A 24,585-nucleotide genomic window follows, 5' to 3' on the forward strand; every position below is an offset into this window, starting at 1 on the left:
TCGCCCCGATCGCCATGGACGAGGGCCTGCGCTTCGCCATCCGCGAAGGCGGCCGCACCGTCGGCGCCGGCGTCGTCGCCTCCATCATCGAGTAACACCGGCTGCCGCTTTCGGGCGGCATCCAGTGCCGATACGTGCGGAAGGGCGGGGATCTCCCCGCCCTTTCGTCGTTCCGGGCGACAGTCTCGGCACCGGCAAGGCAAGCGATGACGGTTTCAAATGAGCCGCACGCATTTTGCTCTATGTAAGATGGCCCCATGGTGATCCGTCTCGACCGCGACGCGCCGCTGCAGACCCAGATCTACGAGCAGCTCAAGGCGTCGATCCTGACCGGCGCCGCGGCGCCCGGCACGCGGCTGCCCTCTTCCCGCGCGCTGGCTGACCAGTTCGCGATCTCGCGCAACACCGTGCTGCTGGCCTACGAGCAACTGCTGGCCGAAGGCTATCTGGAGAGCCGGCCGGGCGCCGGCACCTTCGTCGGCGCGGCGCTGCCGGCCGGGGCGGGGCCGCGGCCCGTCGCCGAGACCACGGCGGCCGAAGGGCGCCGCGCGCCCCGGCTGTCGCGCTACAGCGAGCGGCTGCGCGGCCTCGACATCGAGAGCCTGACCCGCCGCGGCGGGCTGCGCTACAGCTTCCACTACGGCACGGTCAGCGCCGCCGACTTCCCCGCCGACATCTGGCGCCGCCTGCTGCTGCGCGAGATCCGCCGCCGCGCCGGCAAGCCCTATCTCTACGAGAACCCGCAGGGCCTGCCGGAGCTGCGCGGCGCCCTGTCCGACTATCTGGCGCGGGCCCGGCAGGTGCGGGCGCGACCGGAGCAGATCCTGATCGTCAACGGCTCGCAGCAGGCGGTCGACCTGGCCCTGCGCGTGCTGGTCGACCCCGGCGACACGGTGGTGGTCGAGGATCCGGGCTACGGCGGCGCCCGGCTGGCGGCGGAGGCGATCGGCGCCCGACTGCTGCCGGTGCCGGTCGATGCCGACGGGCTCGACACCGCCCGGCTGCCGCCGCCCGAGGCCGGGGCGCGGCTGGCTCATGTCACCCCCGGCCACCAGTTTCCGACCGGCGGGGTGATGCCGGCGGCGCGCCGCCTGGCCCTCTTGGACTGGGCCGAGCGCGGCGGCACCACCATCCTCGAGGACGACTACGACAGCGAGTACCGCTACGAGGGCCGCCCGGTCGAATCGCTGCAGGCGCTCGACCGCGCCGGCCTCGTGATCTATTCCGGCACCGTCTCCAAGGTGCTGTCGCCCGGCCTGCGCCTCGGCTACATGGTGCTGCCGCCGGAGCTGGTGGAGCCGTTCCTGCGGGCCAAGCAGCTGACCGACCGGCACACCGCCTCGCTCGACCAGGCGGTGTTCGCCCATCTCATCCGCGACGGCCATTTCGAGCGCCATATCCGCCGCACCCGCCGGCGCAACCAGCGCCGACGCGACGTGCTGGTGGCGGCGCTGCGCCAGGCCTTCGGCGCGGCGGTGGAGATCGAGGGCGCGAAGGCCGGGCTGCACCTCGTGGTCCGCTTCTGCGACATTCCGGCCGCGCTGGCCGGCAGCGTCGCCGAGGCGGCGGCGCTGCGCTCGGTCGGCATCGTCCCGGCCGAGACGGGGGCCGAAGGCGCCGATGCGGGCGCCGGCTTCGTGATGGGCTACGCCGCGCTGGAGGAGGCGGATATTCGCCAGGGCGTCGCCCTGCTGCGCGAGGTGGTGCAGTCCTTCCGCCGCGGCGGCGCGGCCTGACTGGCACCATCGTTCCTGCAGGAATCCGAATCCACTGCCCGTGACCCCGGTCTTCCCGGGCGGCGAACTGGCCCCATGAAATTGCCGGTTCAGTGGATCTTATCCGACCAGTACCGAGTGCTTAGCTTCGGGCGGACCTGTTCGGAGAGAGCCCAATGACCACGACCGCCGCCAACGGCACCGGCAACGGTGCGACCCCCACCTCCCTGCGCCTCAAGACCGGCCTGGCCGAGATGCTGAAGGGGGGCGTCATCATGGACGTCACCGATGCGCGCCAGGCCGAGATCGCCGAGCGCGCCGGCGCCGTCGCGGTGATGGCGCTGGAACGGGTGCCGGCGCAGATCCGGGCCGAGGGCGGCGTCGCCCGCATGGCCTCGCCGCTCAAGATCAAGGAGATCATGGCGGCGGTGTCGATCCCGGTCATGGCCAAGTGCCGCATCGGCCATTTCGCCGAGGCCCAGGTGCTGCAGTCGCTCGGCGTCGACTTCATCGACGAATCCGAGGTGCTGACCCCGGCCGACGAGGCGCACCACGTCGACAAGCACGCCTTCGTCACCCCCTTCGTCTGCGGCGCCCGCAACCTGGGCGAGGCGCTGCGCCGGATCGCCGAGGGCGCGGCCATGATCCGCACCAAGGGCGAGGCCGGCACCGGCGACGTCGTCCATGCGGTCCAGCATCTGCGCCAGATCACCAAGGACATCCGCGGCCTGACCGTGCTGCGGCCGGAGGAGCTGTACAGCGCCGCCAAGGAGCTGGCGGCGCCCTACGAGCTGGTGCGGCTGGTGGCCGAGACCGGCCGGCTGCCGGTGCCGAACTTCTCGGCGGGCGGCATCGCCACCCCGGCCGACGCCGCGCTGGTGCGGCAGCTCGGCGCCGAAGCGGTGTTCGTCGGCTCCGGCATCTTCATGCGGGATTCGCAGACCTTCGCCGAGCCGGAGGAGGCGGAGCGCCGTGCCCGCGCCATCGTCCGCGCCACCACCCATTACGACGACGCCGCGATCCTGGCCGAGGCCAGCGCCGAGTGCCAGGGCGCGATGAAGGGGCTGGCGGTGGCGGCGCTGGAGCCCGCCCAGATGCTGCAGACCCGCGGATGGTGACGGACCGGAACCAGGGCACCGGGATGCCGCGCATCGGCGTCCTGGCGCTGCAGGGCGATGTCGAGGCCCATGCCCGGGCGCTGCGCGAAGCCGGGGCGGAGCCCGTCCCGGTACGCCTGCCGGCGCATCTCGACGGCCTCGCCGGGCTGGTGATCCCGGGCGGCGAATCCACCACGCTGCTGAAGCTGGCGGCGCGCGACGGGCTGCTCGACCCGCTCAGGCGCTTCGCCGGGACCATGCCGGTCTTCGGCACCTGCGCCGGCTGCATCCTGCTGGCCCGCCGGGTGCGGCATCCGGAGCAGGACAGCCTCGGCGTGCTCGACGCCACGGTCGAGCGCAACGCCTACGGCCGGCAGAACGATTCGGCGATCCTGGAGACGCCGACGGCGCTGCCGGGCGGGCCGCTGGAGGCGGTCTACATCCGGGCGCCGCGCATTGCCGGCATCGGCCCCGGGGTCGAGGTGCTGGCCGAGCGGGACGGCGACCCGGTGCTGGTGCGCCAGGGCCGGATCCTGGCCGCGACCTTCCACCCCGAGCTGTCGTCCGACCGCCGGGTGCACCGGCTGTTCCGGGACATGGCGGCGGCCGGAACCGGGGCCGAACGGGCGGCCTGAGAGAAATCGATCGGGCGCTCCGGAACAGGTGTTGATTCTGCCCGGCGCTTCCGCTACAAGGCCGTTCGCTCCGCGGTCAGGGCGGCGAGCGCGCGTCGTCGCGTTTCCCTGAAGGCAGGGCGGTCCCCGGAGGAGTGTAGCTCAACTGGTAGAGCGTCGGTCTCCAAAACCGAAGGTTGGGGGTTCGAGACCCTCCACTCCTGCCAAGCCCGCCTGACCGGCGATTTGATTGGTAGACATGGCCAAGACCAGCCCCGTCCAGTTCTTCAGGCAGGTCCGCCAGGAGACCGCGAAGGTCACCTGGCCGACACGGAAGGAGACCGCGATCACCACCGGCATGGTGTTCGTGTTCGTCACCATCATGTCGATCTTCTTCCTGCTGGTCGACTGGGTCGCCGGCTGGGCGGTGACCTCCATCATCGGCATGGGGGGCTGAGCCATGGCGATGCGTTGGTACGTGCTGCACGTCTATTCGAATTTCGAGAAGAAGGTCGCGGAATCGATCCGCGAGCAGGCGGAGCAGAAGGGCCTGTCCGACCATTTCGAGCAGATCGTCGTGCCGACCGAGGAGGTCGTCGAGATCCGCCGCGGGCAGAAGGTCAACACCGAGCGCAAGTTCTTCCCGGGCTACGTGTTGCTCAAGATGGAGCTGTCCGACCGGGCCTGGCATCTGGTCAAGAACACGCCGAAGGTCACCGGCTTCCTCGGGTCCGGCAACAAGCCGATCCCGATCAGCGAGACCGAGGCGATGCGGATCATGCAGCAGGTCCAGGAAGGGGTGGAGCGGCCGAAGCCCTCCATCAGCTTCGAGGTCGGCGAGACGGTGCGCGTGGCCGACGGTCCCTTCACCAGCTTCAACGGCGTGGTGGAGGAGGTGGACGAGGAGCGGTCGCGGCTCAAGGTCGCGGTGTCCATCTTCGGGCGCGCCACCCCGGTCGAGCTGGAGTACACGCAAGTCGAAAAGGTTTCGTGACGATCCGTCGATCGTCGTCGGCATACCCCGCGCCTCCGGGTGCGGGGAAGCGGCGCGGGAGACCTTCCCGGGAAGTCCTCCGGGGGTCGTAACCGCGCTTCCCCGTCCCTCCGGTTCCGCCGGAGGGATCAGTTGTTGAGGGATCTGAGATGGCAAAGAAGGTCGTAGGACAGATCAAGCTGCAGGTGCCCGCGGGCGCCGCCAACCCGTCGCCGCCGATCGGTCCGGCGCTGGGTCAGCGCGGTCTGAACATCATGGAGTTCTGCAAGGCGTTCAACGCCCAGACGCAGAACCTGGAGAAGGGGATGCCGATCCCGGTCGTGATCACGGCCTATGCGGACCGGACCTTCACCTTCGTCACCAAGACGCCGCCGAACACCTACTTCATCAAGAAGGCCGCGGGGCTCGACAAGGGCAGCCAGACGCCCGGCAAGGGCGCCACGGTCGGCAAGATCACGATGAAGCAGGTGCGCGAGATCGCCGAGATCAAGATGAAGGATCTCAACGCGAACGACATCGAGGCGGCCGCCCAGATGATCAAGGGCTCGGCCCGGTCGATGGGCATCGAGGTGGTGGAGTAACGGCCATGGCGAAGCTTTCCAAGCGCATGCGCGCCGCGACCAAGGGGCTGAACCCCGAGGCGTCCTACGATCTGGCCCAGGCCGTCAAGCTGCTCAAGGCGTCGGCCACGGCGAAGTTCGACGAGACCGTCGAGATCGCGATGAATCTCGGCGTCGACCCGCGCCACGCCGACCAGATGGTCCGCGGCGTGGTCCAGCTGCCGAACGGCACCGGCAAGACCGTGCGCGTCCTGGTGTTCGCCAAGGGCGACAAGGCCGAGCAGGCGCAGGCCGCCGGGGCCGACATCGTCGGCGCCGACGATCTCGCCAAGGAGATCCTGGACGGCCGCACCGATTTCGACCGCTGCATCGCCACCCCGGACATGATGGGCGTGGTCGGCCGCCTCGGTAAGGTGCTGGGCCCGCGCGGCCTGATGCCGAACCCGAAGCTCGGCACCGTCACCCCCGACGTCGCCGCCGCGGTCAAGGCCGCCAAGGGCGGCGCCGTGGAGTTCCGGGCCGAGAAGGCGGGCATCGTCCATGCCGGCGTCGGCAAGGCCAGCTTCACGGAAGAGGCGCTGATCGGCAACATCCGCGCCTTCGTCGAGGCGATCCAGCGCGCCAAGCCCAGCGGGGCCAAGGGCACCTATCTGAAGAAGGTGACCGTCACCTCGACCATGGGCCCGGGCTACAAGCTGGACCTGGCGAAGCTGCACGAGGGCGCCGGCGCCTGAGGAATACGCTGCCCGAAAGGGCAGTGGACAGGGGGGGGCCCCGGCCCCGCCCGAACCTGTCCGAGACTGCAGGGGCGTCGCAAGGCGCTTAAAACCCACCTGCATAGACGGGAGTCGAACCCAATCAACGGCGGCGCCCGGGCCTCGGCCCGGGCGCCGTGCGGGGCTTGGACTTCTGGGACAGGAGAGCGGATCGGCACCGGACCCGACCTCACCTCGAGGGCGGGTCCAAGGGCCGGTCCAGTGTGGACTGGGGTTTCGTTCCGGCATCGGCCGGGGCGGAGCCCCGACAACGGAGGCGATCCGTGAACCGTACACAAAAGACCGAGAAGATCGCCGCGTTGCAGGAGTCGTTCCGGACGGCGAACATGGTCGTCGTCACCCGCCAAGGCGGGATGACGGTGGCCGAATCGACCGATCTCCGGCGGCAAATGCTCGCGGCGGGCGCCTCGTTCCGCGTGACCAAGAACCGGCTCGCCCGCATCGCCCTTCAGGGCACCCAGTTCGAGCATCTGGCCGACCTGTTCACCGGCCCGACCGCCATCGCGTTCTCCCAGGACCCGGTTGCGGCGGCGAAGGTGGCGGTCGACTACGCCAAGAAGAACGAGAAGCTGCAGATCATCGGCGGCGGTCTCGGTCCTCAGCTGCTCGATCAGAAGGGTGTCGAGGCTCTCGCCACGCTGCCGTCGCTCGACGAGCTGCGGGCGAAGCTGGTGGGCATGATCCAGACCCCGGCGACCCGTATCGCCGGCGTTCTGCAGGCTCCGGCCGGGCAGTTGGCCCGCGTCTTCGGCGCCTATGCCAAGAAGGACGAGGCGGCATAGAGCCGCACCTGTTGAATCCGTACCCAGAAAGACCAAGTCTTAGGAGAACGAAATGGCTGATCTTGCAAAGCTTGTCGACGAGCTGTCGAGCCTGACGGTCCTCGAGGCCGCTGAGCTCTCGAAGCTGCTTGAGGAGAAGTGGGGCGTTTCCGCCGCCGCTCCGGTCGCGGTTGCTGCGGCTCCGGGCGCGGCTGGTGGCGCTGCCGCCGCCGCTCCGGCCGAGGAGCAGACCGAGTTCACCGTCGTCCTGGCGGACGCCGGCGACAAGAAGATCAACGTGATCAAGGAGGTCCGTGCGATCACCGGCCTCGGCCTCAAGGAGGCCAAGGACCTCGTCGAAGGCGCGCCGAAGCCCGTCAAGGAAGGCGTGTCGAAGGACGAGGCCGCCAAGATCAAGAAGCAGCTCGAAGAAGCCGGCGCCAAGGTCGACGTCAAGTAAGACCCGCGTGGCACTTCAGGCTGTTTTGTCACTGTAGTCCGGGCGCGGCCGATCCCTAGGGGTCGGCCGCGAACGGACGTTTGTGTTCCGTACCTGTTCGGGCATTTGTTGGAAACGAGGGGCTCACATGGCTCAGACCTTCACCGGCCGTAAGCGCGTCCGCAAGAGTTTCGGGCGGATCCCCGAGGTCGCCCAAATGCCGAATCTGATCGAGGTGCAGCGGAGCTCCTACGATCAGTTCCTGCAGATGAACGTCAAGCCGGCGGCCCGGGCCGTGGTCGGCCTGCAGGAGGTGTTCCGGTCGGTGTTCCCGATCAAGGACTTCTCTGAACGCGCCGAGCTCGATTTTGTTTCTTACGAGCTGGAAGAGCCGAAATACGACGTCGAGGAGTGCCAGCAGCGGGGCATGACCTTCGCCGCGCCCCTCAAGGTGACGCTGCGCCTGACCGTGTTCGATGTCGAGGAGGACACGGGCCTGCGCTCGATCCGCGACATCAAGGAGCAGGACGTCTACATGGGCGACATGCCGCTCATGACGGCGAACGGCACCTTCATCATCAACGGCACCGAGCGCGTCATCGTCTCCCAGATGCACCGCAGCCCGGGCGTGTTCTTCGACCACGACAAGGGCAAGACCCACTCCTCGGGCAAGTACCTGTTCGCCGCCCGCGTGATCCCCTATCGCGGCTCCTGGCTCGACTTCGAGTTCGACGCCAAGGACCACCTCTATGTCCGCATCGACCGCCGCCGCAAGCTGCCGACCACGACGCTGCTGATGGCGCTGGATTCGGCCGGCACCGCCGCGCTGCGCGAGACGCGGGCGAAGGACGGCCGCGGCCTGCAGCCCTATGAGGCGCAGGGCATGAGCCGGGAGGAGATCCTCGGCTACTTCTACGACAGCGTCGACTTCCGCCGCGCCAAGGACGGCTGGAAGACCGCCTTCGACGGCGAGCGCCTGAAGGGCGTGAAGCTGACCGCCGACCTGATCGACGCCGCCTCGGGCGAGGTGGTGGCCCAGGCCGACACCAAGATGACGCCGCGCGTCATCCGCAAGCTGGTCGAGCAGGGCGTCACCGAGATCCTGGTCCCGGCCGAGGACCTGGCCGGCCGCTACCTGGCCGTCGACGTGATCGACGAGAAGACCGGCGAGGTCTTCTTCGAGGCCGGCGACGAGGTCACCCAGGCCGTCCTCGACCTGTTCGAGGAGAAGGGCTTCGACACCCTGACCGTGCTCGCCATCGACCACGTCAATGTCGGCCCGTATCTGCGCAACACCCTGGCGATCGACCGCAACGCCAGCCGCGAGGACGCGCTGATCGACATCTACCGCGTCATGCGCCCGGGCGAGCCGCCGACGCTGGAGAGCGCCGAGGCGCTGTTCAACGGCCTGTTCTTCGACCAGGAGCGCTACGACCTCTCGGCCGTCGGCCGGGTGAAGATGAATGCGCGCCTGGGCTTCGAGACCGACGACCAGCTCCGCGTCCTGCGCAAGGAGGACATCCTCGCCATCCTGAAGATCCTGGTCGATCTGAAGGACGGCCGCGGCGAGGTCGACGACATCGACAACCTCGGCAACCGCCGCGTCCGCTCGGTCGGCGAGCTGATGGAGAACCAGTACCGCGTCGGCCTGCTGCGCATGGAGCGCGCGATCCGCGAGCGCATGTCGTCCGTCGACATCGACACGATCATGCCGCACGACCTGATCAACGCGAAGCCGGCGGCGGCGGCGGTGCGGGAGTTCTTCGGCTCCTCGCAGCTCAGCCAGTTCATGGACCAGACCAACCCGCTGTCCGAGATCACGCACAAGCGGCGCCTCTCGGCCCTCGGCCCGGGCGGTCTGACCCGCGAGCGCGCCGGCTTCGAGGTGCGCGACGTGCACCCGACCCATTACGGCCGGATCTGCCCGATCGAGACGCCGGAAGGCCCGAACATCGGCCTGATCAACTCGCTGGCCACCTATGCCCGCGTGAACAAGTACGGCTTCATCGAGAGCCCGTATCGCCGCGTGATCGAGGGCCGCGTCAGCGACGAGGTCATCTATCTCTCGGCGATGGAGGAGAGCCGCTACACCATCGCCCAGGCCAATGCCGAGCTGGACGCCGAGGGCCGCTTCGTCGGCGACCTCGTCTCCTGCCGCCAGGGCGGCGACTACGTGATGTCGAAGCCGGAATCGATCGACCTGGTCGACGTCTCGCCGAAGCAGATCGTCTCGGTGGCCGCGGCGCTGATCCCGTTCCTCGAGAACGACGACGCCAACCGCGCGCTGATGGGCTCGAACATGCAGCGTCAGGCGGTGCCGTTGGTGCGCGCCGACGCGCCGCTGGTCGGCACCGGCATGGAGGGCACGGTGGCCCGGGATTCCGGCGTCACCATCGTCGCCCGCCGCTCCGGCATCATCGACACGGTGGACGCCACCCGCATCGTCGTGCGGGTGACCGACACCGACGGCTCGGCCTCGACCGTCGACATCTACAACCTGCTGAAGTTCCAGCGCTCGAACCAGAGCACCTGCATCACCCAGCGGCCGCTGGTGAAGGTGGGTGACCGGGTGCGCAAGGGCGACATCATCGCCGACGGCCCGTCGACCGAGCTCGGCGAGCTCGCGCTCGGCCGCAACGTGCTCGTCGCCTTCATGCCCTGGAACGGCTACAACTTCGAGGACTCGATCCTCATCTCCGAGCGCATCGTCAAGGACGACGTCTTCACCTCGATCCACATCGAGGAATTCGAGGTGATGGCGCGCGACACCAAGCTCGGCCAGGAGGAGATCACCCGCGACATCCCGAATGTCGGTGAAGAGGCGCTGCGCCACCTCGACGAGGCGGGCATCGTCTATATCGGCGCCGAGGTGAAGCCGGGCGACATCCTGGTCGGCAAGGTCACGCCGAAGGGCGAGAGCCCGATGACGCCGGAGGAGAAGCTGCTCCGCGCCATCTTCGGCGAGAAGGCGTCCGACGTCCGCGACACCTCGCTGCGGCTGCCGCCGGGCGTCACCGGCACGATCGTCGAGGTGCGGGTGTTCTCGCGCCGCGGCGTCGACAAGGACGAGCGCGCCCTGGCGATCGAGCGGGCCGAGATCGAGCGGCTGGCCAAGGACCGCGACAGCGAGCGCGCGATCCTGGAGCGCAGCTTCTTCGCCCGGCTGAAGGACCTGCTGATCGGCCAGACCTCGGTCTCCGGCCCGAAGGGCTTCCAGACCGGCGGCGAGATCACCGAGGCGCAGCTGAAGGACTTCAGCCGCGGCCAGTGGCGCCAGATCACCATCGCCGACGAGGCGCGCATGGCCGATATCGAGGCCATGGGCCGTCACTTCGACGAGCAGGTGAAGGGCCTCGAGGCGCGGTTCGACAACAAGGTCGAGAAGCTGCAGCGCGGCGACGAGCTGCCGCCCGGCGTGATGAAGATGGTCAAGATCTTCGTCGCGGTGAAGCGCAAGCTGCAGCCCGGCGACAAGATGGCCGGCCGCCACGGCAACAAGGGCGTCGTGTCCAAGATCATGCCGATCGAGGACATGCCGTATCTCGATGACGGCACCCATGTCGACCTGGTGCTGAACCCGCTCGGCGTGCCCAGCCGCATGAATGTCGGCCAGATCCTGGAGACCCATCTCGGCTGGGCTTCGGCCGGCATCGGCCGCCAGATCGGCGAGGTGATCGACCAGTACCAGGCGCAGTCGCGCCGGGGCGACGACACCGGCAAGACCATCGAGACGCTGCAGGCCAAGCTGAAGGACGTCTACGGCAGCCAGTACGACGAGGACATCCAGGACATGTCCTCGGAGGAGCTGGTCGAGATGGCCGGCAACCTGCGCAAGGGCGTGCCGATGGCGACGCCGGTGTTCGACGGCGCCCGCGAGGACGACATCGTCCACATGCTGGAGAAGGCCGGCCTGGCCTCCTCGGGCCAGGTCACGCTGCATGACGGCCGCACCGGCGAGCAGTTCGCCCGCAAGGTGACCGTCGGCTACATCTACATGCTGAAGCTGCATCACCTGGTGGACGACAAGATCCACGCCCGGTCGATCGGCCCGTACAGCCTGGTCACCCAGCAGCCGCTGGGCGGCAAGGCCCAGTTCGGCGGCCAGCGCTTCGGCGAGATGGAGGTGTGGGCCCTCGAGGCCTACGGCGCGGCCTACACGCTGCAGGAGATGCTGACGGTGAAGTCGGACGACGTGTCCGGCCGCACCAAGGTCTACGAGGCGATCGTCCGCGGCGACGACAACTTCGAGGCCGGCATCCCCGAATCCTTCAACGTGCTGATGAAGGAGCTGCGGTCGCTGGGCCTCAATGTCGAGCTCGAGCAGCGCACGTACTGAACTTTCGGCGGCCGGTCCCCTGGACCGGCCGCGTGAACCCTATACGTCCGTCCCTATCCCCGGGGGAGCAGGTACATGAACGAGTTGATGAATCTCGTCGGCCAAGTCTCGACGCCGCAGAGCTTCGACCAGATCAAGATCCAGATCGCCAGCCCGGAGCGCATCCGCTCCTGGTCCTATGGCGAGATCAAGAAGCCGGAGACGATCAACTACCGGACCTTCAAGCCGGAGCGGGACGGCCTGTTCTGCGCCCGGATCTTCGGTCCGATCAAGGATTACGAGTGCTTGTGCGGCAAGTACAAGCGCATGAAGTACCGCGGCATCATCTGCGAGAAGTGCGGCGTCGAGGTCACGCTGTCGAAGGTCCGGCGCGAGCGCATGGGCCATATCGAGCTGGCCTCGCCGGTGGCGCACATCTGGTTCCTGAAGTCGCTGCCGTCGCGCATCGGCCTGATGGTCGACATGACGCTGAAGGATCTCGAGAAGGTCCTGTACTTCGAGAGCTTCGTGGTGGTCGAGCCCGGCCTGACCGCGCTGAAGAAGAACCAGCTCCTCACCGAGGACGAGTATCTTCGCGCCCAGGACGAGTACGGCGAGGACGCCTTCACCGCCAAGATCGGCGCCGAGGCGCTGAAGGGCATGCTTTCGGGCATCGACCTGGCGGAGGAGCGCGTCAAGGTCCGCGAGGAGCTGCGCGAGACCGGCTCCGAGGCCAAGCGCAAGAAGCTGGTCAAGCGGCTGAAGCTGATCGACGCCTTCCTCGAATCCGGCTCGCATCCGGAGTGGATGGTGCTCGACGTCGTTCCGGTGATCCCGCCGGAGCTGCGGCCCCTCGTGCCCCTGGACGGGGGTCGCTTCGCGACGTCTGACCTCAACGACCTGTACCGCCGCGTCATCAACCGCAACAACCGCCTGAAGCGGCTGATCGAGCTGCGCGCGCCTGACATCATCGTGCGCAACGAGAAGCGCATGCTGCAGGAGGCGGTCGACGCGCTGTTCGACAACGGCCGTCGCGGCCGCGTCATCACCGGCGCCAACAAGCGCCCGCTGAAGTCGATCAGCGACATGCTGAAGGGCAAGCAGGGCCGGTTCCGCCAGAACCTGCTCGGCAAGCGCGTCGACTATTCGGGCCGTTCGGTCATCGTCGTCGGGCCGGAGCTGAAGCTCCACCAGTGCGGCCTGCCGAAGAAGATGGCGCTCGAGCTGTTCAAGCCGTTCATCTACCACAAGCTCGAGCTGTACGGCATGGCGTCCACCATCAAGGCCGCGAAGCGGATGGTGGAGAAGGAGCGGCCGGAGGTCTGGGACATCCTCGAGGAGGTGATCCGCGAGCACCCGGTCCTCTTGAACCGCGCCCCGACGCTGCACCGCCTGGGCATCCAGGCCTTCGAGCCGACCCTGATCGAGGGCAAGGCGATCCAGCTGCACCCGCTGGTCTGCACCGCCTTCAACGCCGACTTCGACGGCGACCAGATGGCCGTGCACGTGCCGCTCGCGCTCGAGGCCCAGCTCGAGGCCCGCGTGCTGATGATGTCGACCAACAACATCCTCAGCCCGGCCAACGGCAAGCCGATCATCGTGCCGTCGCAGGACATCGTCCTCGGCATCTACTACCTGTCGATGGAGCGCAACGACCGGCTCGGCCCGGCGATCTCGATCGACAGCGTCGAGGCGCTGACCGCCGCGCTGGCCAATGACGACATCATCCTGCAGAACCCCGAGAAGCCGGCGGAGGTGGTCGAAGCCTCCGACGTCAAGTCGGTGTTCGAGAAGCTGAAGTCCGGCAAGCTGACCGCGCATCAGGTGCCCCGCTTCGCCTCGATCGGCGAGATGGAGCAGGCGATGGCGGCCGGCGTGATCGGCATGCACAGCCGGATCAAGACCCGCTTCACCACGGTCGACGAGACCGGGCAGGCGGTGGTCCAGCGCGTCACCACGACGCCGGGCCGGATGCTGCTGTCCGAGATCCTGCCGCGGCATCCGTCGGTGCCGTTCTCGCTGGTCAACCGGCTGCTGACGAAGAAGGACGTCACCAACGTCATCGACATCGTCTACCGCCACTGCGGCCAGAAGGAGACGGTGATCTTCTGCGACCGGCTGATGGGCCTGGGCTTCGCCCATGCCTGCCGCGCCGGCATCTCCTTCGGCAAGGACGACATGGTCATCCCGAAGGCCAAGGAGAAGCTGATCTCCAAGGCCTCCGAGCTGGTCAAGGAGTACGAGAACCAGTATCTCGACGGCCTGATCACCCGCGGCGAGAAGTACAACAAGGTGGTCGACGTGTGGTCGAACACCACCGACGAGGTGGCGCGTGAGATGATGGCCGAGATCCAGGCCACGCTCACCGACCCGACGCGGCAGGTGAACTCGGTCTACATGATGGCCCATTCCGGCGCCCGCGGTTCGGCGGCGCAGATCCGGCAGCTCGCCGGCATGCGCGGCCTGATGGCGAAGCCGGACGGCTCGATCATCGAGACGCCGATCATCTCGAACTTCAAGGAAGGCCTGACCGTTCTCGAGTACTTCAACTCGACGCACGGCGCCCGCAAGGGTCTGGCCGACACCGCGCTGAAGACCGCGAACTCCGGCTACCTCACCCGCCGCCTGGTCGACGTCGCCCAGGACTGCGTGGTGGTCGAGGAGGATTGCGGCACCAGGAACGGCATCACCACCGGCGCCGTGATCGACGGCGGCGAGGTGATCGTGCCGCTGGGCGAGCGCATCCTCGGCCGCTGCGCCGGCGAGGACGTGCTGCACCCGCTGACCGGCGAGGTGGTGGTCAAGCAGGGCGAGCTGATCGACGAGGCGCTGGTCGAGGCGGTCGAGGTCGCCGGCATCGACCGGATCCTGATCCGCTCGGCCCTGACCTGCGAGACCAAGGGCGGCATCTGCGGCAAGTGCTACGGCCGCGACCTGGCCCGCGGCACGCCGGTGAACATCGGCGAGGCGGTCGGCGTCATCGCGGCGCAGTCGATCGGCGAGCCCGGCACGCAGCTGACGATGCGGACCTTCCACATCGGCGGCGCGGCCCAGCGCGGCGCCGAAGCGTCGGCGATCGAGGCGGCGTTCGACGCCAAGGTCCAGATCAAGAACCGCAACGTCGTCAAGAACAGCCAGGGCGTCCTGGTGGTGATGAGCCGCAACTGCGAGCTCCAGCTCGTCGACGAGCAGGGCCGCGAGAAGGCGCGCCACCGCCTGCCTTACGGCGCCAAGCTGCTGGTCGATGACGGCGAGCGGATCGAGCGCGGCCGCAAGATGGCCGAGTGGGATCCGTACACCATGCCGATCATCACCGAGAAGGCGGGTACGGCGACCTATATGGACCTGGTCGAAGGCGTCTCGATGCGCGAGGTCGTCGACGAGCAGACCGGCATCTCGTCCAAGGTGGTGGTCGACTGGCGGCAGCAGCCGCGCGGCGACCAGCTGAAGCCGCGCATCGTCCTGCGCGACGACCGCGGCGAGGTGATCCGCCTGCCGAACGGCCTCGAGGCGCGCTACTTCCTCTCGGTCGACGCCATCCTGCAGGTCGAGAACGGCGCGCAGGTGCAGGCCGGCGACGTGCTGGCCCGTATCCCGCGCGAAGGCTCGAAGACGCGTGACATCACCGGCGGTCTGCCGCGCGTCGCCGAGCTGTTCGAGGCCCGCAAGCCGAAGGACTACGCCATCATCTCGGACATCGATGGCCGGGTCGAGTTCGGCAAGGACTACAAGACCAAGCGGCGCATCGTGGTGCGGAACGAGGAGTCGGGCGAGGAGCGCGAGTACCTCATCCCGAAGGGCAAGCACATCTCGGTGCAGGAGGGCGACTACGTTCTCAAGGGCGACCAGCTGCTCGACGGCAACCCGGTGCCGCACGACATCCTGTCGGTGCTGGGCGTCGAGGCGCTGGCGGACTACCTCGTCAACGAGATCCAGGACGTCTACCGACTGCAGGGCGTGAAGATCAACGACAAGCACATCGAGGTGATCGTCCGCCAGATGCTGCAGAAGGTCGAGGTGACGGAGGTGGGCGACACCACCCTCCTGCTCGGCGACCAGATCGACCGCGAGGATTTCGAGGCGGAGAACGAGAAGACCATCCGCGAGAATCTGCGGCCGGCCAAGGGCGTGTCGGTGCTCCAGGGCATCACCAAGGCCTCGCTGCAGACCAAGTCGTTCATCTCGGCGGCCTCGTTCCAGGAGACCACCCGCGTCCTTACCGAGGCGGCGGTCTCCGGCAAGGTCGACGACCTGGCCGGCCTCAAGGAGAACGTCATCGTCGGCCGCCTGATCCCGGCGGGCACCGGCTCGGTGGTCAACCGCCTGCGGCAGATCGCCGGCGAGCGCGACCGCCAAGCGCGGCTGCAGCAGGAGGAGCAGGCCGGCGGCGAGCCCGCCCTGCCTTCGGGCGAGGCAGCCGCCTGATCCCGGCGTCGGTCTCCGAAAGCTACCACCCCCTCCGGTCCGCCGGAGGGGGTTTTTCTTTGTCCCGGATCCGGGACAAAAGGGGAGGGTGGCTATTCTGGAGCGATGGTGATGCGGGTCCTGTTCAGCTTCGCCGGCGGCAGCGGGCATTTCCTGCCGCTGGTCCCGGTCGCCCGGGCCGTGCGGGCGGCCGGCCACGCCGTCGCCTTCGCCGGCCAGCCGGCGATGGTGCCCGCGGTCGAGGCGGCCGGCTTCGCCGCCTTCGCCACCGGCGGGGCGACGCTGCGCTCATCCCCCAAGCGGACGCCGCTGCTCCCCTTCGACGCCGAACGGGAGGACCGGGCGGTGCGCGACGGCTTCGCCGGGCGGGTGGCGCGCGACCGGGCGGCCGCGCTGCTGGACCTCTGCGGCCGGTGGCGGCCGGACCTCCTGGTCTGCGACGAGATGGATTTCGGCGCCATGGTGGCGGCGGAACGCCTCGGCCTGCCGCACGCCTCGGTGCTGGTGATCGCGGCCGGCGCGCTGGTCCGGCCCGAGCTGGTGGCGGCACCGCTGAATTCGCTGCGGGCGGAGCACGGCCTGGACCCCGATCCGGATCTGGCGATGCTGCATCGGCACCTGGTGCTGTCGCCGGTGCCGCCTGCGTTCCGCGACCCCGCCCACCCGCTGCCGGCCACGGCGCGGCTGATCCGCCCGCCGGTCGGGGAGGCCGCGGCGGATGGGCCGCCCCCGTCCTGGCTCGCCGGGCTGCCGCCGGGCCGGCCGACCGTCTACGCCACGCTCGGCACCGTGTTCCATCTGGAGGCCGGCGACCTGCTCGACCGGGCGATCGCGGGCCTGCGAGACCTGCCGGTCAACCTGGTCGTGACCACGGGCCGCGAAATCGACCCGGCGGCCTTCGGCCCGCAGCCGTCCCATGTCCGGATCGAACGCTACGTGCCGCAGCCGCTGCTGCTGCCCCGCTGCGACCTGATGGTCTCCCAGGCCGGGTCGGGCGCCGTGATCGGCGCGCTGGCGCATGGCGTGCCCATGGTGCTGCTGCCGATCGGGGCGGACCAGCCGGCCAATGCCGCACGCTGCGCCGCGCTCGGCGTCGCCCGGGTGCTCGATCCCGTCGGCAGCACGGCCGGGACGATAGGCGAGGCCGCGCAGGCGGTGCTCGCCGACCCGGCCTTTCGCCGGGCGGCGGAGCGGATGGCGTGCGAGGTCGCCGCCATGCCTGATGTCGCCACGGCCGTGCCGCTGCTGGAGCGTCTCGCTGCCCGCTAGGGCGGGGTGGGACCACGAAAATACCGCAAACCCGCGATAACCCTCGCGATCCACCGCGACTCGCTCGGCCGCATCACCGGCAGCAGCGACGACGAGGACTGAGGCACCGCCGGCCTCAGCCGGCCGCCGGCAGCACGGCGCCGTCGCGGGCGAAAAGAAGGGCGATGCGGCAGGTCGAGGGCTCGAACTGCACCACGACGCTGCCGCCGCCGGCCATCTTGAGCCAGGCCTGGCGCTGCTGGTTCCGCCGGGTGCCCGAGTGGCGCCGCCCGCCCGTGGCCGCCGGCGCCAGGTCGTAGTCGATGATCCGGTCGGCCGTGATCCCCGCCGCGGTCAGCGCCCCGGCGATCCGGTCGCTGCAGGCATTGTTGCCGGAGAGCTGCCGGACCTTGGTCGCCACTGCCGGGTCCGGCGGCACCTCCGGCGGCGCCGCGGCGATGCAGCCGGCCAGCACGAAGCCGGCGGCAGCAAGGGTCCGGAACGGAAGCATGACCGTCTCCCTCGATCGGGGCGGCCCGACCGGCGCCCCGATCCGATATGGGGCGCCGGCCGCCCGGCTCAATGCTTCCGGTCCAAGAGGGGCTTCGTCTCCAGGCTTGACGCCGAAGGACCAGCGCATAGACTTAGTCCACTGAACTAGACTTAATCGGCAGATGCGGACCTATAACATTCACGAGGCCAAGACGCACCTTTCCCGGCTGATCGAACAGGCTGTGAAGGGCGAGCCTTTCCTGATCGCCAAGGCAGGCAAGCCGCTGGTGAAAGTGTCGGCGCTCGACGCCCCGGAGCCGGCCCAGGTCAAACGGTTCGGCTTCATGGCCGGCCAGATCACGGTGCCTGACGATTTCGATACGATGGGGGCGGCGGACATCGAGAAGATGTTGGAGGGCGAGGCGTGAAGCTGCTGCTCGACACCCATCTGCTGCTGCGGGCGGCGGAGGGCGCCGAACGAGTGCCGGCCGACGCCTTCAACTTGATGGCCGACACCGGGAACGAGCTGGTCTTCAGCGTCGCCAGCCTTTGGGAAATCGCGATCAAGCGCGGTTTGAACCGGCCGGATTTCCAGGTCGATGTGCGGATGCTGCGCCGTGGCCTGATCGATAACGGCTATCAGGAACTGCCGGTTCTGGGCGCGCATGCGATCGCCGTCGACGCCCTGCCGCCGATCCACAAGGACCCGTTCGACCGCTTGCTGGTCGCGCAGGCCACGGCCGAAGGCATCCTGCTGCTCACGGCCGATGCGACCGTGGCGCAGTACCCGGGTCCGCTCCGGCTGGTGTGACGCCAATCGGGAACGCGAGCCGTCGGCGATCGGATCGGGAAAGGCGGCGGGGAGGCCGCCTCGGTCCGCTAATGCTTCTTGCCGAAGGAGAACAGCTTCTTCAGGAAGCTCGACTGGCCGTGGCGCTTGCGCTTGCGGGCGATCGCCTCCTCGTTGACGCACCAGGCGATCTGCAGCACCCGGCGCTCGCCCTTGAACGGCAGATGGCCGTGCCAGGAATGGTCGGAGCGCTGGAACGCCAGGAAGTTGCCGAAGGTCGGCGCCACTTCCCGCGCGCCCGGGCTGTTGATGTCCTGGCTCGGCAGGATGCGCAGGCAGCCTTCGGTCGAGGCCCATTCCTGGTTCAGATAGACCAGCGCGGTGACGATCTTGTCCGGCCCGTCGGTGTGCGGCCGCCCGGCCGCCGGCTCCGACCATTTGCGCACCGTCACCAGCGTCGGCTTCGACGCCAGGTCGAGGCCGAACTTGGCGCCCAGCATGGTGGCGAATTCCGTGCTGGTGACGTCCGACACCAGCTCCTTGAACGCGTCGCCGGCCGGGTACTCGTCCGGCGGCACGAAGCCGGTGATCGGGATGTCGGGGAAGTCGCGCTCCAGCTCGGCGCGGCGCTCCTCCGGCAGCACATCCGCAGAGATCACATGCGGAAACGGCGTCCGATCCACCGTCGCCTGTTCGAGCACATCGTAGCGAAGCATCACACCGTCTCCTCACGCGCGGCCCGGTTCCGAAGCGAGGCCGGCCGCGCCATTCCGCGGCGGAGCATAGGCCCGGCCCCGCCTGCGATCAACTCGCAGCGCGTCGCACCCGGCGGGCGGGGGCGGCGAGGGGCTGGCGTCGGGGGCGGCGCATCGTCATAAAAGGCGCCCGGAGGTATCCATGGGTCCCATCGTCATCGTCCTGCCGCGCAAGATGAAGTTCGGCGCCGTCGGCGCCAGCCCGGTCGATCTCTATGCGCGCGACACCGTCACCTTCAGCCGCTACGCGCAGGACATCGTCGTGGTCGGGCAGGATGCGGGCGAGCCTTTCCCCGGCATCCGCTTCCACCCGATCCCGCTCGAGGAGGGGGAGCCGCATCGCCGCTGGATGAAGCGGGCGCTGCCGCAGATCGCGGCGCTGAACCCGTCGCTGATCGAGGTGCATGCCCACCGGGTCACCGCCTCGGCCCTGGCCCGGGCGCTGCCGCGGGTGCCGCTGCTGTACTTCCGGCACAACTTCATCCGCTTCCACAAGGGGCTGCTGTGGCGGCTGCACTACCGCGCCGCGGTGTCCCGCTTCGCCGGATTCGTCTTCGTGTCGGAGGCGCTGCGCCGGCACTTCCGGGAGCATGCGCCCTGGTACAAGGGCACGCTGGACGTCGTCCACAACGGGCTCGACATGGCCGAGCCGGCGCCGCCGCCCGAGGCCAAGGAGAACATCATCATCCAGGTCGGCCGGGTGATCCCCGAGAAGGGGCCGCTGGAATTCGCCCGGGCGATGAAGCCGGTGCTGGCGGCGCATCCGGACTGGCGGGCGGTGATGATCGGCCGCGGCCGCGACCCGGCCTTCGTCGAGCAGGTCAAGGCCACCCTGGCCGAGGCCGGCGACCGGGCGCAGTTCCTGCCCTTCATGCCGCATGACGAGGTGATGGGCTGGGTCCGCCGCGCCGCCATCGCCTCGGTGCCCTCGGTCTATGAGGAGCCGTTCGGCCGCACCGCGCTGGAGGCGCTGACCTGGGGCGCCGCCCTGATCTGCTCCGGCACAGGAGGTTTGCGGGAGATCACGGCCGATAAGGCCGTGATCCTGCCCAGGGTGACGGCGGAGGACATCCGGACGGCGGCCGAGACCCTGATCGGCGATCCGGAGCTGCGCCGCCGGCTGCAGCTCGAAGGCCCGGCCCGGGCCCGGGCCCATTTCGACGCCCGCAGCATCGTCGCCGGGCTCGACGAGATCCGCGCCCGCCATCTGGCCGCCGCGGGTGTAGGCTGATCGCGTCGACCCGACGTCACATTCCGGAAGGCTGTCCCGTCTTGTCCGTGTCGCCCTTCGCCACCGAGACGCAGATGGACCACGCCCATGCCCGCTCCGACGCCGCGGATTTCGAAGCCAGCCGCAAGGTGCTCTGGGGCTTGGCCTACCGCATGCTCGGCTCGCACGCCGATGCCGAGGACGCGGTGCAGGAGACCTGGCTGCGCTGGCAGGCGGCCGACCGGAGCACGATCGACAATCCGCGGGCCTGGCTGGTCACCGCCTGCACCCGGCTGTGCATCGACCAGCTCCGATCGGCCCGGCATCGGCGCGAGACCTATGTCGGCCCCTGGCTGCCGGAGCCGCTGGTGAGCGAGACCGCCCCCTCCGCCGCCGAGGAGCTGGAGCGCAGCGAGACGCTGACCACGGCCTTCCTGCTGCTGCTGGAGCGGCTGACGCCCGTCGAGCGCGCGGCCTATCTGCTGCAGCACGTCTTCGGCCTGGAGCACGCCGCCGTGGCGACGGCGCTCGACCGCAGCGACGCCGCCACCCGGCAGCTGGTCAGCCGCGCCCGGCGCAAGCTGGAGGGCAGCGGCCTCGTCGCCGAGCCGGTGCCGCAGCCGCAGCACGACGCGATGGTGGCGGCGTTCCGCGACGCGCTGCGCTCGGGCGACCTGGCGCAGCTGACCGCGCTGCTGGCCCGCGACGCCAAGCTCTACAGCGACGGCGGCGGCAAGGTGCGTGCGGCGATGAACGTGATCGAGGGCGCCGACAGGGTGGCGCGGTTCTTCCAGGGCGTCTGGCGCAAGTTCGGGCCGAACTTCGCCTATCTGCCGCGCTGGATCAACGGTCAGCCGGGCTTCGTGGTCATGGACGGCGACGAGCTGATGGGCACCATCGATCTCGCCGTCGGGCCCCAGGGCATCAAGGCCGTGTTCTGGACCCGGAACCCCGACAAGCTGGGCTCCGTTTCGCTGCCGGAACGCGGCGACGCCTGATCGTTCCGGATGCGATCGATGCGGCTTGACGGGGCAGGGGTGCATCCGTATAGTCCGCGCGCTTTTCCGGGAGCCGGCTGTAATCCGCCGCAGGGCGGGTTAGACGCGCTTTCCGCAGAGACAGACGACCGCGGGCGCATCATGGTGCGGCCGTGACAAGCGAAGGACTCCGGTTGGCCCCGCAGGTGTGGGCGCCTCGGGGTCCTGTATCGTTTGCGTCATCCTTCTCTCGGAACGTGACGTCACAGCGGCGGGCGCCCGGAAGGGTGGGCCGCTTTGCCGGGCCGTTTTGTCGAAGAACCAAGAAGGGCAGATATGCCGACGATCAATCAGTTGATCCGTAAGCCGCGCCAGCCGCAGCGGGCGCGCAACAAGGTGCCGGCTCTCCAGGCCTGCCCGCAGAAGCGTGGCGTTTGCACCCGCGTCTACACCACGACCCCGAAGAAGCCGAACTCGGCGCTTCGTAAGGTGGCGCGCGTGCGCCTGACCAACGGGTTCGAGGTCACCAGCTACATCCCGGGTGAGGGCCACAACCTGCAGGAGCACTCGGTCGTCATGATCCGCGGCGGCCGCGTGAAGGACCTGCCGGGCGTGCGCTACCACATCATTCGCGGCACGCTCGACACGCAGGGCGTCAAGGATCGTCGCCAGCGCCGGTCGAAGTACGGCGCCAAGCGTCCGAAGTAAGGAGGTCTCCCCATGTCCCGTCGCCATCGCGCCGAGAAGCGTGAGATCCTGCCGGACCCGAAATTCGGCGATGTCATCCTGTCGAAGTTCATGAACAACCTCATGTTCGACGGCAAGAAGTCGGCCACCGAGCGCATCGTCTACGGCGCGCTCGACAAGCTGCAGGCCCGCACCAAGGGCGACCCGATCGTGGCCTTCCACGAGGCGCTGGCGAATGTCCGCCCGCATGTCGAGGTCCGCTCGCGCCGCGTCGGCGGCGCCACCTACCAGGTGCCGGTCGAAGTCCGTGCCGAGCGTGGCCAGGCCCTGGCCATCCGCTGGCTGATCCAGGCCGCGCGCAAGCGCTCCGAGACCACCATGGTCGACCGCCTCTCGAACGAGCTGCTGGACGCCGCCAACCAGCGCGGCGCCGCGGTGAAGAAGCGCGAGGACACCCACAAGATGGCGGACGCCAACAAGGCGTTCTCGCACTACCGCTGGTAACCCAGCCTCCGGCCCGAGAGACTGATCATGCCGCGTAGCCACGCGATCGAGAAGTACCGCAACATCGGCATCATGGCGCACATCGATGCCGGTAAGACGACCACGACCGAGCGAATTCTGTACTACACCGGAAAGTCGTACAAGATCGGCGAGGTGCATGAAGGCACCGCGACGATGGACTGGATGGAGCAGGAGCAGGAGCGCGGCATCACCATCACCTCGGCCGCGACCACCGCGTTCTGGCGCGACCACCGCGTCAACATCATCGACACGCCGGGCCACGTCGACTTCACCATCGAGGTCGAGCGTTCCCTGCGCGTGCTCGATGGCGCGGTGGCGGTGTTCGACTCGGTCGCCGGCGTCGAGCCGCAGTCCGAGACCGTCTGGCGCCAGGCCGACAAGTACAAGGTTCCGCGGATCTGCTTCGTCAACAAGATGGATCGGATCGGCGCGAACTTCTATCGCTGCGTCGACATGATCAAGGACCGGCTGGGCGCCGTCCCGCTGGTGCTGAACCTGCCGATCGGCATCGAGAGCGACTATGCCGGCATCGTCGACCTGGTCGAGAACCGGGCGGTGATCTGGGAGGACGACAGCCTCGGCGCCAAGTTCCACTTCGAGGACATCCCGGCCGATCTGAAGGACCGGGCGGCCGAGTACCGCCAGGCCCTGCTCGACACCGCGGTCGAGATGGACGACGCGGTGATGGAGGCCTATCTCGAGGGCAACGAGCCGACCCCGGAGCAGCTGCGCGCCTGCATACGCAAGGGCACGCTGACCTTCAAGTTCGTGCCGGTGCTCTGCGGCTCCGCCTTCAAGAACAAGGGCGTGCAGACCCTGCTCGACGCCGTGGTCGACTTCCTGCCGTCGCCGCTCGACGTCGCCCAGGTAGAGGGCCACAAGGTCGATTCGGACGAGCCGGACACCCGGCCGACGAATGATGACGCGCCGTTCTCGGCGCTGGCCTTCAAGATCATGACCGACCCGTTCGTCGGCTCGCTGACCTTCGCCCGCATCTATTCGGGCACGCTCCTGGCCGGCTCCTACGTCCAGAACTCGGTCAAGAACCAGAAGGAGCGGGTGGGCCGCATGCTGCTGATGCATGCGAACAACCGCGAGGAGATCAAGGAGGCCAGTGCCGGCGACATCGTCGCGCTGGTCGGCCTCAAGAGCACCACGACGGGCGACACGCTGTGCGATCCGGCCAAGCCGATCGTGCTCGAGCGCATGGAGTTCCCGGAGCCGGTGATCGAGGTCGCGGTCGAGCCGAAGTCGAAGGCCGACCAGGAGAAGATGTCGACGGCGCTGCAGCGCCTGGCGCAGGAGGACCCGTCCTTCCGCGTCGCGGTCGACCCGGAGAGCGGCCAGACCGTGATCAAGGGGATGGGCGAGCTCCATCTCGAGATCCTGGTCGACCGCATGAAGCGCGAGTTCAAGGTCGACGCCAATGTCGGCGCGCCGCAGGTGGCCTATCGCGAGACCATCACCCAGCGGGCCGAGATCGACTACACGCACAAGAAGCAGACCGGCGGTTCGGGCCAGTTCGCCCGCGTCAAGCTGACCTTCGAGCCGCTGCCCGCGGGCTCGGGCTACCAGTTCGAGAGCGCGATCATCGGCGGCGCGGTGCCGAAGGAATACATCCCCGGCGTCGAGAAGGGCCTGAGCTCGGCCAAGGACACCGGCGTGATCGCCGGCTTCCCGGTGATCGACTTCAAGGCCACCCTGACCGACGGCGCCTTCCACGACGTCGACTCCTCGGTCCTGGCCTTCGAAATCGCGTCCCGCGCGGCGTTCCGCGAGGGCATTCCGAAGGCCAAGCCGGCGCTGCTCGAGCCGATCATGAAGGTCGAGGTGGTGACGCCCGAGGACTACATGGGCGACGTCATCGGCGACCTGAACAGCCGGCGCGGCCAGATCCAGGGCATGGACAGCCGCGGCAACGCCAGCGTCGTTTCGGCGATGGTGCCGCTGGCCAACATGTTCGGCTACGTCAACAACCTGCGGTCGATGACCCAGGGTCGTGCCCAGTACACCATGCACTTCGATCACTATGATCAGGTGCCCCAGGCGATCGCCGACGAAGTCCGCGCCAAGCTTGCTTGATGCGCGTGTGAGAAGAACGGAGAGAGATAATGGCGAAGGCGAAGTTTGAGCGGACGAAGCCGCACTGCAACATTGGCACGATTGGTCACGTGGACCATGGGAAGACGTCGCTGACGGCGGCGA

General features: G+C 68.7%; 23 protein-coding genes and 1 tRNA gene. 22 read left to right on the forward strand and 2 right to left on the reverse strand.

Going from position 1 to position 24,585, the window contains the following annotated elements:
- From G537_RS43215 to G537_RS0128900, 14 genes are all read left to right on the forward strand, one after another.
- On the forward strand, positions 1–95 hold a 95-nt coding region (locus tag G537_RS43215), incomplete at its 5' end, for an EF-Tu C-terminal domain-related protein (RefSeq protein WP_085127346.1).
- A 162-nt stretch (positions 96–257) separates the two neighbouring features.
- Entirely contained in the window at positions 258–1,736 is a 1,479-nt protein-coding gene (gene pdxR, locus G537_RS40510) for a MocR-like pyridoxine biosynthesis transcription factor PdxR (protein ID WP_051249269.1), read from the forward strand.
- A 155-nt stretch (positions 1,737–1,891) separates the two neighbouring features.
- A complete protein-coding gene (gene pdxS / locus G537_RS0128845; RefSeq protein WP_026873028.1) occupies positions 1,892–2,833 on the forward strand; it encodes a pyridoxal 5'-phosphate synthase lyase subunit PdxS in 942 nt (313 codons plus the stop codon).
- Complete coding sequence (gene pdxT, locus G537_RS0128850) at positions 2,827–3,447, forward strand: pyridoxal 5'-phosphate synthase glutaminase subunit PdxT (RefSeq protein ID WP_026873029.1); 621 nt, start codon at positions 2,827–2,829, stop codon at positions 3,445–3,447. The genes pdxS and pdxT overlap by 7 nt, the downstream gene beginning before the upstream one ends.
- A 130-nt stretch (positions 3,448–3,577) precedes the next feature.
- A tRNA-Trp gene (locus tag G537_RS0128855) sits at positions 3,578–3,653 on the forward strand.
- 32 nt (positions 3,654–3,685) lie between these two features.
- Positions 3,686–3,883, forward strand: a complete 198-nt coding sequence (secE, locus tag G537_RS0128860; RefSeq protein ID WP_026873030.1) for a preprotein translocase subunit SecE — start codon at positions 3,686–3,688, stop codon at positions 3,881–3,883.
- A 3-nt stretch (positions 3,884–3,886) separates the two neighbouring features.
- Positions 3,887–4,420, forward strand: a complete 534-nt coding sequence (nusG, locus tag G537_RS0128865) for a transcription termination/antitermination protein NusG (RefSeq protein ID WP_026873031.1) — start codon at positions 3,887–3,889, stop codon at positions 4,418–4,420.
- A 149-nt stretch (positions 4,421–4,569) separates the two neighbouring features.
- Positions 4,570–5,001, forward strand: a complete 432-nt coding sequence (rplK, locus tag G537_RS0128870; RefSeq protein ID WP_026873032.1) for a 50S ribosomal protein L11 — start codon at positions 4,570–4,572, stop codon at positions 4,999–5,001.
- Positions 5,002–5,006: 5 nt separating this feature from the next.
- Positions 5,007–5,714, forward strand: a complete 708-nt coding sequence (rplA, locus tag G537_RS0128875; RefSeq protein ID WP_026873033.1) for a 50S ribosomal protein L1 — start codon at positions 5,007–5,009, stop codon at positions 5,712–5,714.
- A 305-nt stretch (positions 5,715–6,019) separates the two neighbouring features.
- Positions 6,020–6,538 (forward strand): 50S ribosomal protein L10, encoded by a 519-nt coding sequence (rplJ, locus tag G537_RS0128880; RefSeq protein ID WP_026873034.1) that lies wholly within the window; start codon positions 6,020–6,022, stop codon positions 6,536–6,538.
- A 52-nt stretch (positions 6,539–6,590) separates the two neighbouring features.
- Positions 6,591–6,977 carry a 50S ribosomal protein L7/L12 gene (rplL, locus tag G537_RS0128885; RefSeq protein WP_026873035.1) on the forward strand — a complete coding sequence of 129 codons (387 nt, stop codon included), beginning with the start codon at positions 6,591–6,593 and terminating at the stop codon, positions 6,975–6,977.
- A 127-nt stretch (positions 6,978–7,104) separates the two neighbouring features.
- Entirely contained in the window at positions 7,105–11,292 is a 4,188-nt protein-coding gene (gene rpoB / locus G537_RS0128890; RefSeq protein WP_026873036.1) for a DNA-directed RNA polymerase subunit beta, read from the forward strand.
- Positions 11,293–11,367: 75 nt separating this feature from the next.
- A complete protein-coding gene (rpoC, locus tag G537_RS40515; RefSeq protein ID WP_051249270.1) occupies positions 11,368–15,696 on the forward strand; it encodes a DNA-directed RNA polymerase subunit beta' in 4,329 nt (1,442 codons plus the stop codon).
- A 111-nt stretch (positions 15,697–15,807) separates the two neighbouring features.
- On the forward strand, positions 15,808–16,965 hold the full coding sequence (locus G537_RS0128900; RefSeq protein WP_026873037.1) for a glycosyltransferase: 1,158 nt from the start codon (positions 15,808–15,810) through the stop codon (positions 16,963–16,965).
- A 115-nt stretch (positions 16,966–17,080) separates the two neighbouring features.
- Here the strand turns inward: G537_RS0128900 and G537_RS0128905 are convergent, their stop codons facing one another.
- Positions 17,081–17,455 (reverse strand): hypothetical protein, encoded by a 375-nt coding sequence (locus tag G537_RS0128905; RefSeq protein ID WP_026873038.1) that lies wholly within the window; start codon positions 17,453–17,455, stop codon positions 17,081–17,083.
- Between the two features lie 163 nt (positions 17,456–17,618).
- On the opposite strand from G537_RS0128905, the gene G537_RS0128910 reads away from it, so the two are divergent.
- Positions 17,619–17,864: a type II toxin-antitoxin system Phd/YefM family antitoxin gene (locus tag G537_RS0128910; protein WP_026873039.1), complete on the forward strand. Its 246-nt coding sequence runs from the start codon at positions 17,619–17,621 to the stop codon at positions 17,862–17,864.
- Complete coding sequence (locus G537_RS0128915) at positions 17,861–18,247, forward strand: type II toxin-antitoxin system VapC family toxin (RefSeq protein WP_026873040.1); 387 nt, start codon at positions 17,861–17,863, stop codon at positions 18,245–18,247. The genes G537_RS0128910 and G537_RS0128915 overlap by 4 nt, the downstream gene beginning before the upstream one ends.
- A 68-nt stretch (positions 18,248–18,315) precedes the next feature.
- Here G537_RS0128915 and G537_RS0128920 read toward each other — a convergent pair whose 3' ends face one another.
- Positions 18,316–18,942: a 2OG-Fe(II) oxygenase gene (locus tag G537_RS0128920; RefSeq protein WP_026873041.1), complete on the reverse strand. Its 627-nt coding sequence runs from the start codon at positions 18,940–18,942 to the stop codon at positions 18,316–18,318.
- 181 nt (positions 18,943–19,123) lie between these two features.
- On the opposite strand from G537_RS0128920, the gene G537_RS40520 reads away from it, so the two are divergent.
- The 6 genes from G537_RS40520 to G537_RS44020 all read left to right on the forward strand — a co-directional run.
- On the forward strand, positions 19,124–20,212 hold the full coding sequence (locus G537_RS40520) for a glycosyltransferase family 4 protein (protein ID WP_051249271.1): 1,089 nt from the start codon (positions 19,124–19,126) through the stop codon (positions 20,210–20,212).
- 47 nt (positions 20,213–20,259) lie between these two features.
- Positions 20,260–21,189, forward strand: coding sequence for an RNA polymerase sigma factor SigJ (gene sigJ, locus G537_RS0128930; RefSeq protein WP_245579159.1), 930 nt, complete (start codon positions 20,260–20,262; stop codon positions 21,187–21,189).
- Between the two features lie 315 nt (positions 21,190–21,504).
- Positions 21,505–21,876, forward strand: a complete 372-nt coding sequence (rpsL, locus tag G537_RS0128935) for a 30S ribosomal protein S12 (protein WP_026873043.1) — start codon at positions 21,505–21,507, stop codon at positions 21,874–21,876.
- A gap of 12 nt (positions 21,877–21,888) precedes the next feature.
- Positions 21,889–22,359: a 30S ribosomal protein S7 gene (rpsG, locus tag G537_RS0128940; RefSeq protein WP_026873044.1), complete on the forward strand. Its 471-nt coding sequence runs from the start codon at positions 21,889–21,891 to the stop codon at positions 22,357–22,359.
- A gap of 27 nt (positions 22,360–22,386) precedes the next feature.
- A complete protein-coding gene (gene fusA / locus G537_RS0128945; protein ID WP_026873045.1) occupies positions 22,387–24,462 on the forward strand; it encodes an elongation factor G in 2,076 nt (691 codons plus the stop codon).
- Positions 24,463–24,491: 29 nt separating this feature from the next.
- Positions 24,492–24,585: GTP-binding protein (locus G537_RS44020; RefSeq protein ID WP_155888827.1), on the forward strand; the 94-nt coding region annotated here is incomplete at its 3' end.

The organism is Inquilinus limosus DSM 16000 (assembly GCF_000423185.1).
Taxonomy (GTDB): domain Bacteria; phylum Pseudomonadota; class Alphaproteobacteria; order DSM-16000; family Inquilinaceae; genus Inquilinus; species Inquilinus limosus.

Excerpts from the sequence above, each read along its gene's own strand:
- pdxR (WP_051249269.1), top strand. The coding sequence starts at position 258 with ATGGTGATCCGTCTCGACCGCGACGCGCCGCTGCAGACCCAGATCTAC.
- pdxS (WP_026873028.1), top strand. The coding sequence starts at position 1,892 with ATGACCACGACCGCCGCCAACGGCACCGGCAACGGTGCGACCCCCACC.
- pdxT (WP_026873029.1), top strand. The coding sequence starts at position 2,827 with ATGGTGACGGACCGGAACCAGGGCACCGGGATGCCGCGCATCGGCGTC.
- secE (WP_026873030.1), top strand. The coding sequence starts at position 3,686 with ATGGCCAAGACCAGCCCCGTCCAGTTCTTCAGGCAGGTCCGCCAGGAG.
- nusG (WP_026873031.1), top strand. The coding sequence starts at position 3,887 with ATGGCGATGCGTTGGTACGTGCTGCACGTCTATTCGAATTTCGAGAAG.
- rplK (WP_026873032.1), top strand. The coding sequence starts at position 4,570 with ATGGCAAAGAAGGTCGTAGGACAGATCAAGCTGCAGGTGCCCGCGGGC.
- rplA (WP_026873033.1), top strand. The coding sequence starts at position 5,007 with ATGGCGAAGCTTTCCAAGCGCATGCGCGCCGCGACCAAGGGGCTGAAC.
- rplL (WP_026873035.1), top strand. The coding sequence starts at position 6,591 with ATGGCTGATCTTGCAAAGCTTGTCGACGAGCTGTCGAGCCTGACGGTC.
- rpoB (WP_026873036.1), top strand. The coding sequence starts at position 7,105 with ATGGCTCAGACCTTCACCGGCCGTAAGCGCGTCCGCAAGAGTTTCGGG.
- rpoC (WP_051249270.1), top strand. The coding sequence starts at position 11,368 with ATGAACGAGTTGATGAATCTCGTCGGCCAAGTCTCGACGCCGCAGAGC.
- G537_RS0128900 (WP_026873037.1), top strand. The coding sequence starts at position 15,808 with ATGCGGGTCCTGTTCAGCTTCGCCGGCGGCAGCGGGCATTTCCTGCCG.
- G537_RS0128905 (WP_026873038.1), bottom strand. The coding sequence starts at position 17,455 with ATGCTTCCGTTCCGGACCCTTGCTGCCGCCGGCTTCGTGCTGGCCGGC.
- G537_RS0128910 (WP_026873039.1), top strand. The coding sequence starts at position 17,619 with ATGCGGACCTATAACATTCACGAGGCCAAGACGCACCTTTCCCGGCTG.
- G537_RS0128920 (WP_026873041.1), bottom strand. The coding sequence starts at position 18,942 with ATGCTTCGCTACGATGTGCTCGAACAGGCGACGGTGGATCGGACGCCG.
- G537_RS40520 (WP_051249271.1), top strand. The coding sequence starts at position 19,124 with ATGGGTCCCATCGTCATCGTCCTGCCGCGCAAGATGAAGTTCGGCGCC.
- rpsL (WP_026873043.1), top strand. The coding sequence starts at position 21,505 with ATGCCGACGATCAATCAGTTGATCCGTAAGCCGCGCCAGCCGCAGCGG.
- rpsG (WP_026873044.1), top strand. The coding sequence starts at position 21,889 with ATGTCCCGTCGCCATCGCGCCGAGAAGCGTGAGATCCTGCCGGACCCG.
- fusA (WP_026873045.1), top strand. The coding sequence starts at position 22,387 with ATGCCGCGTAGCCACGCGATCGAGAAGTACCGCAACATCGGCATCATG.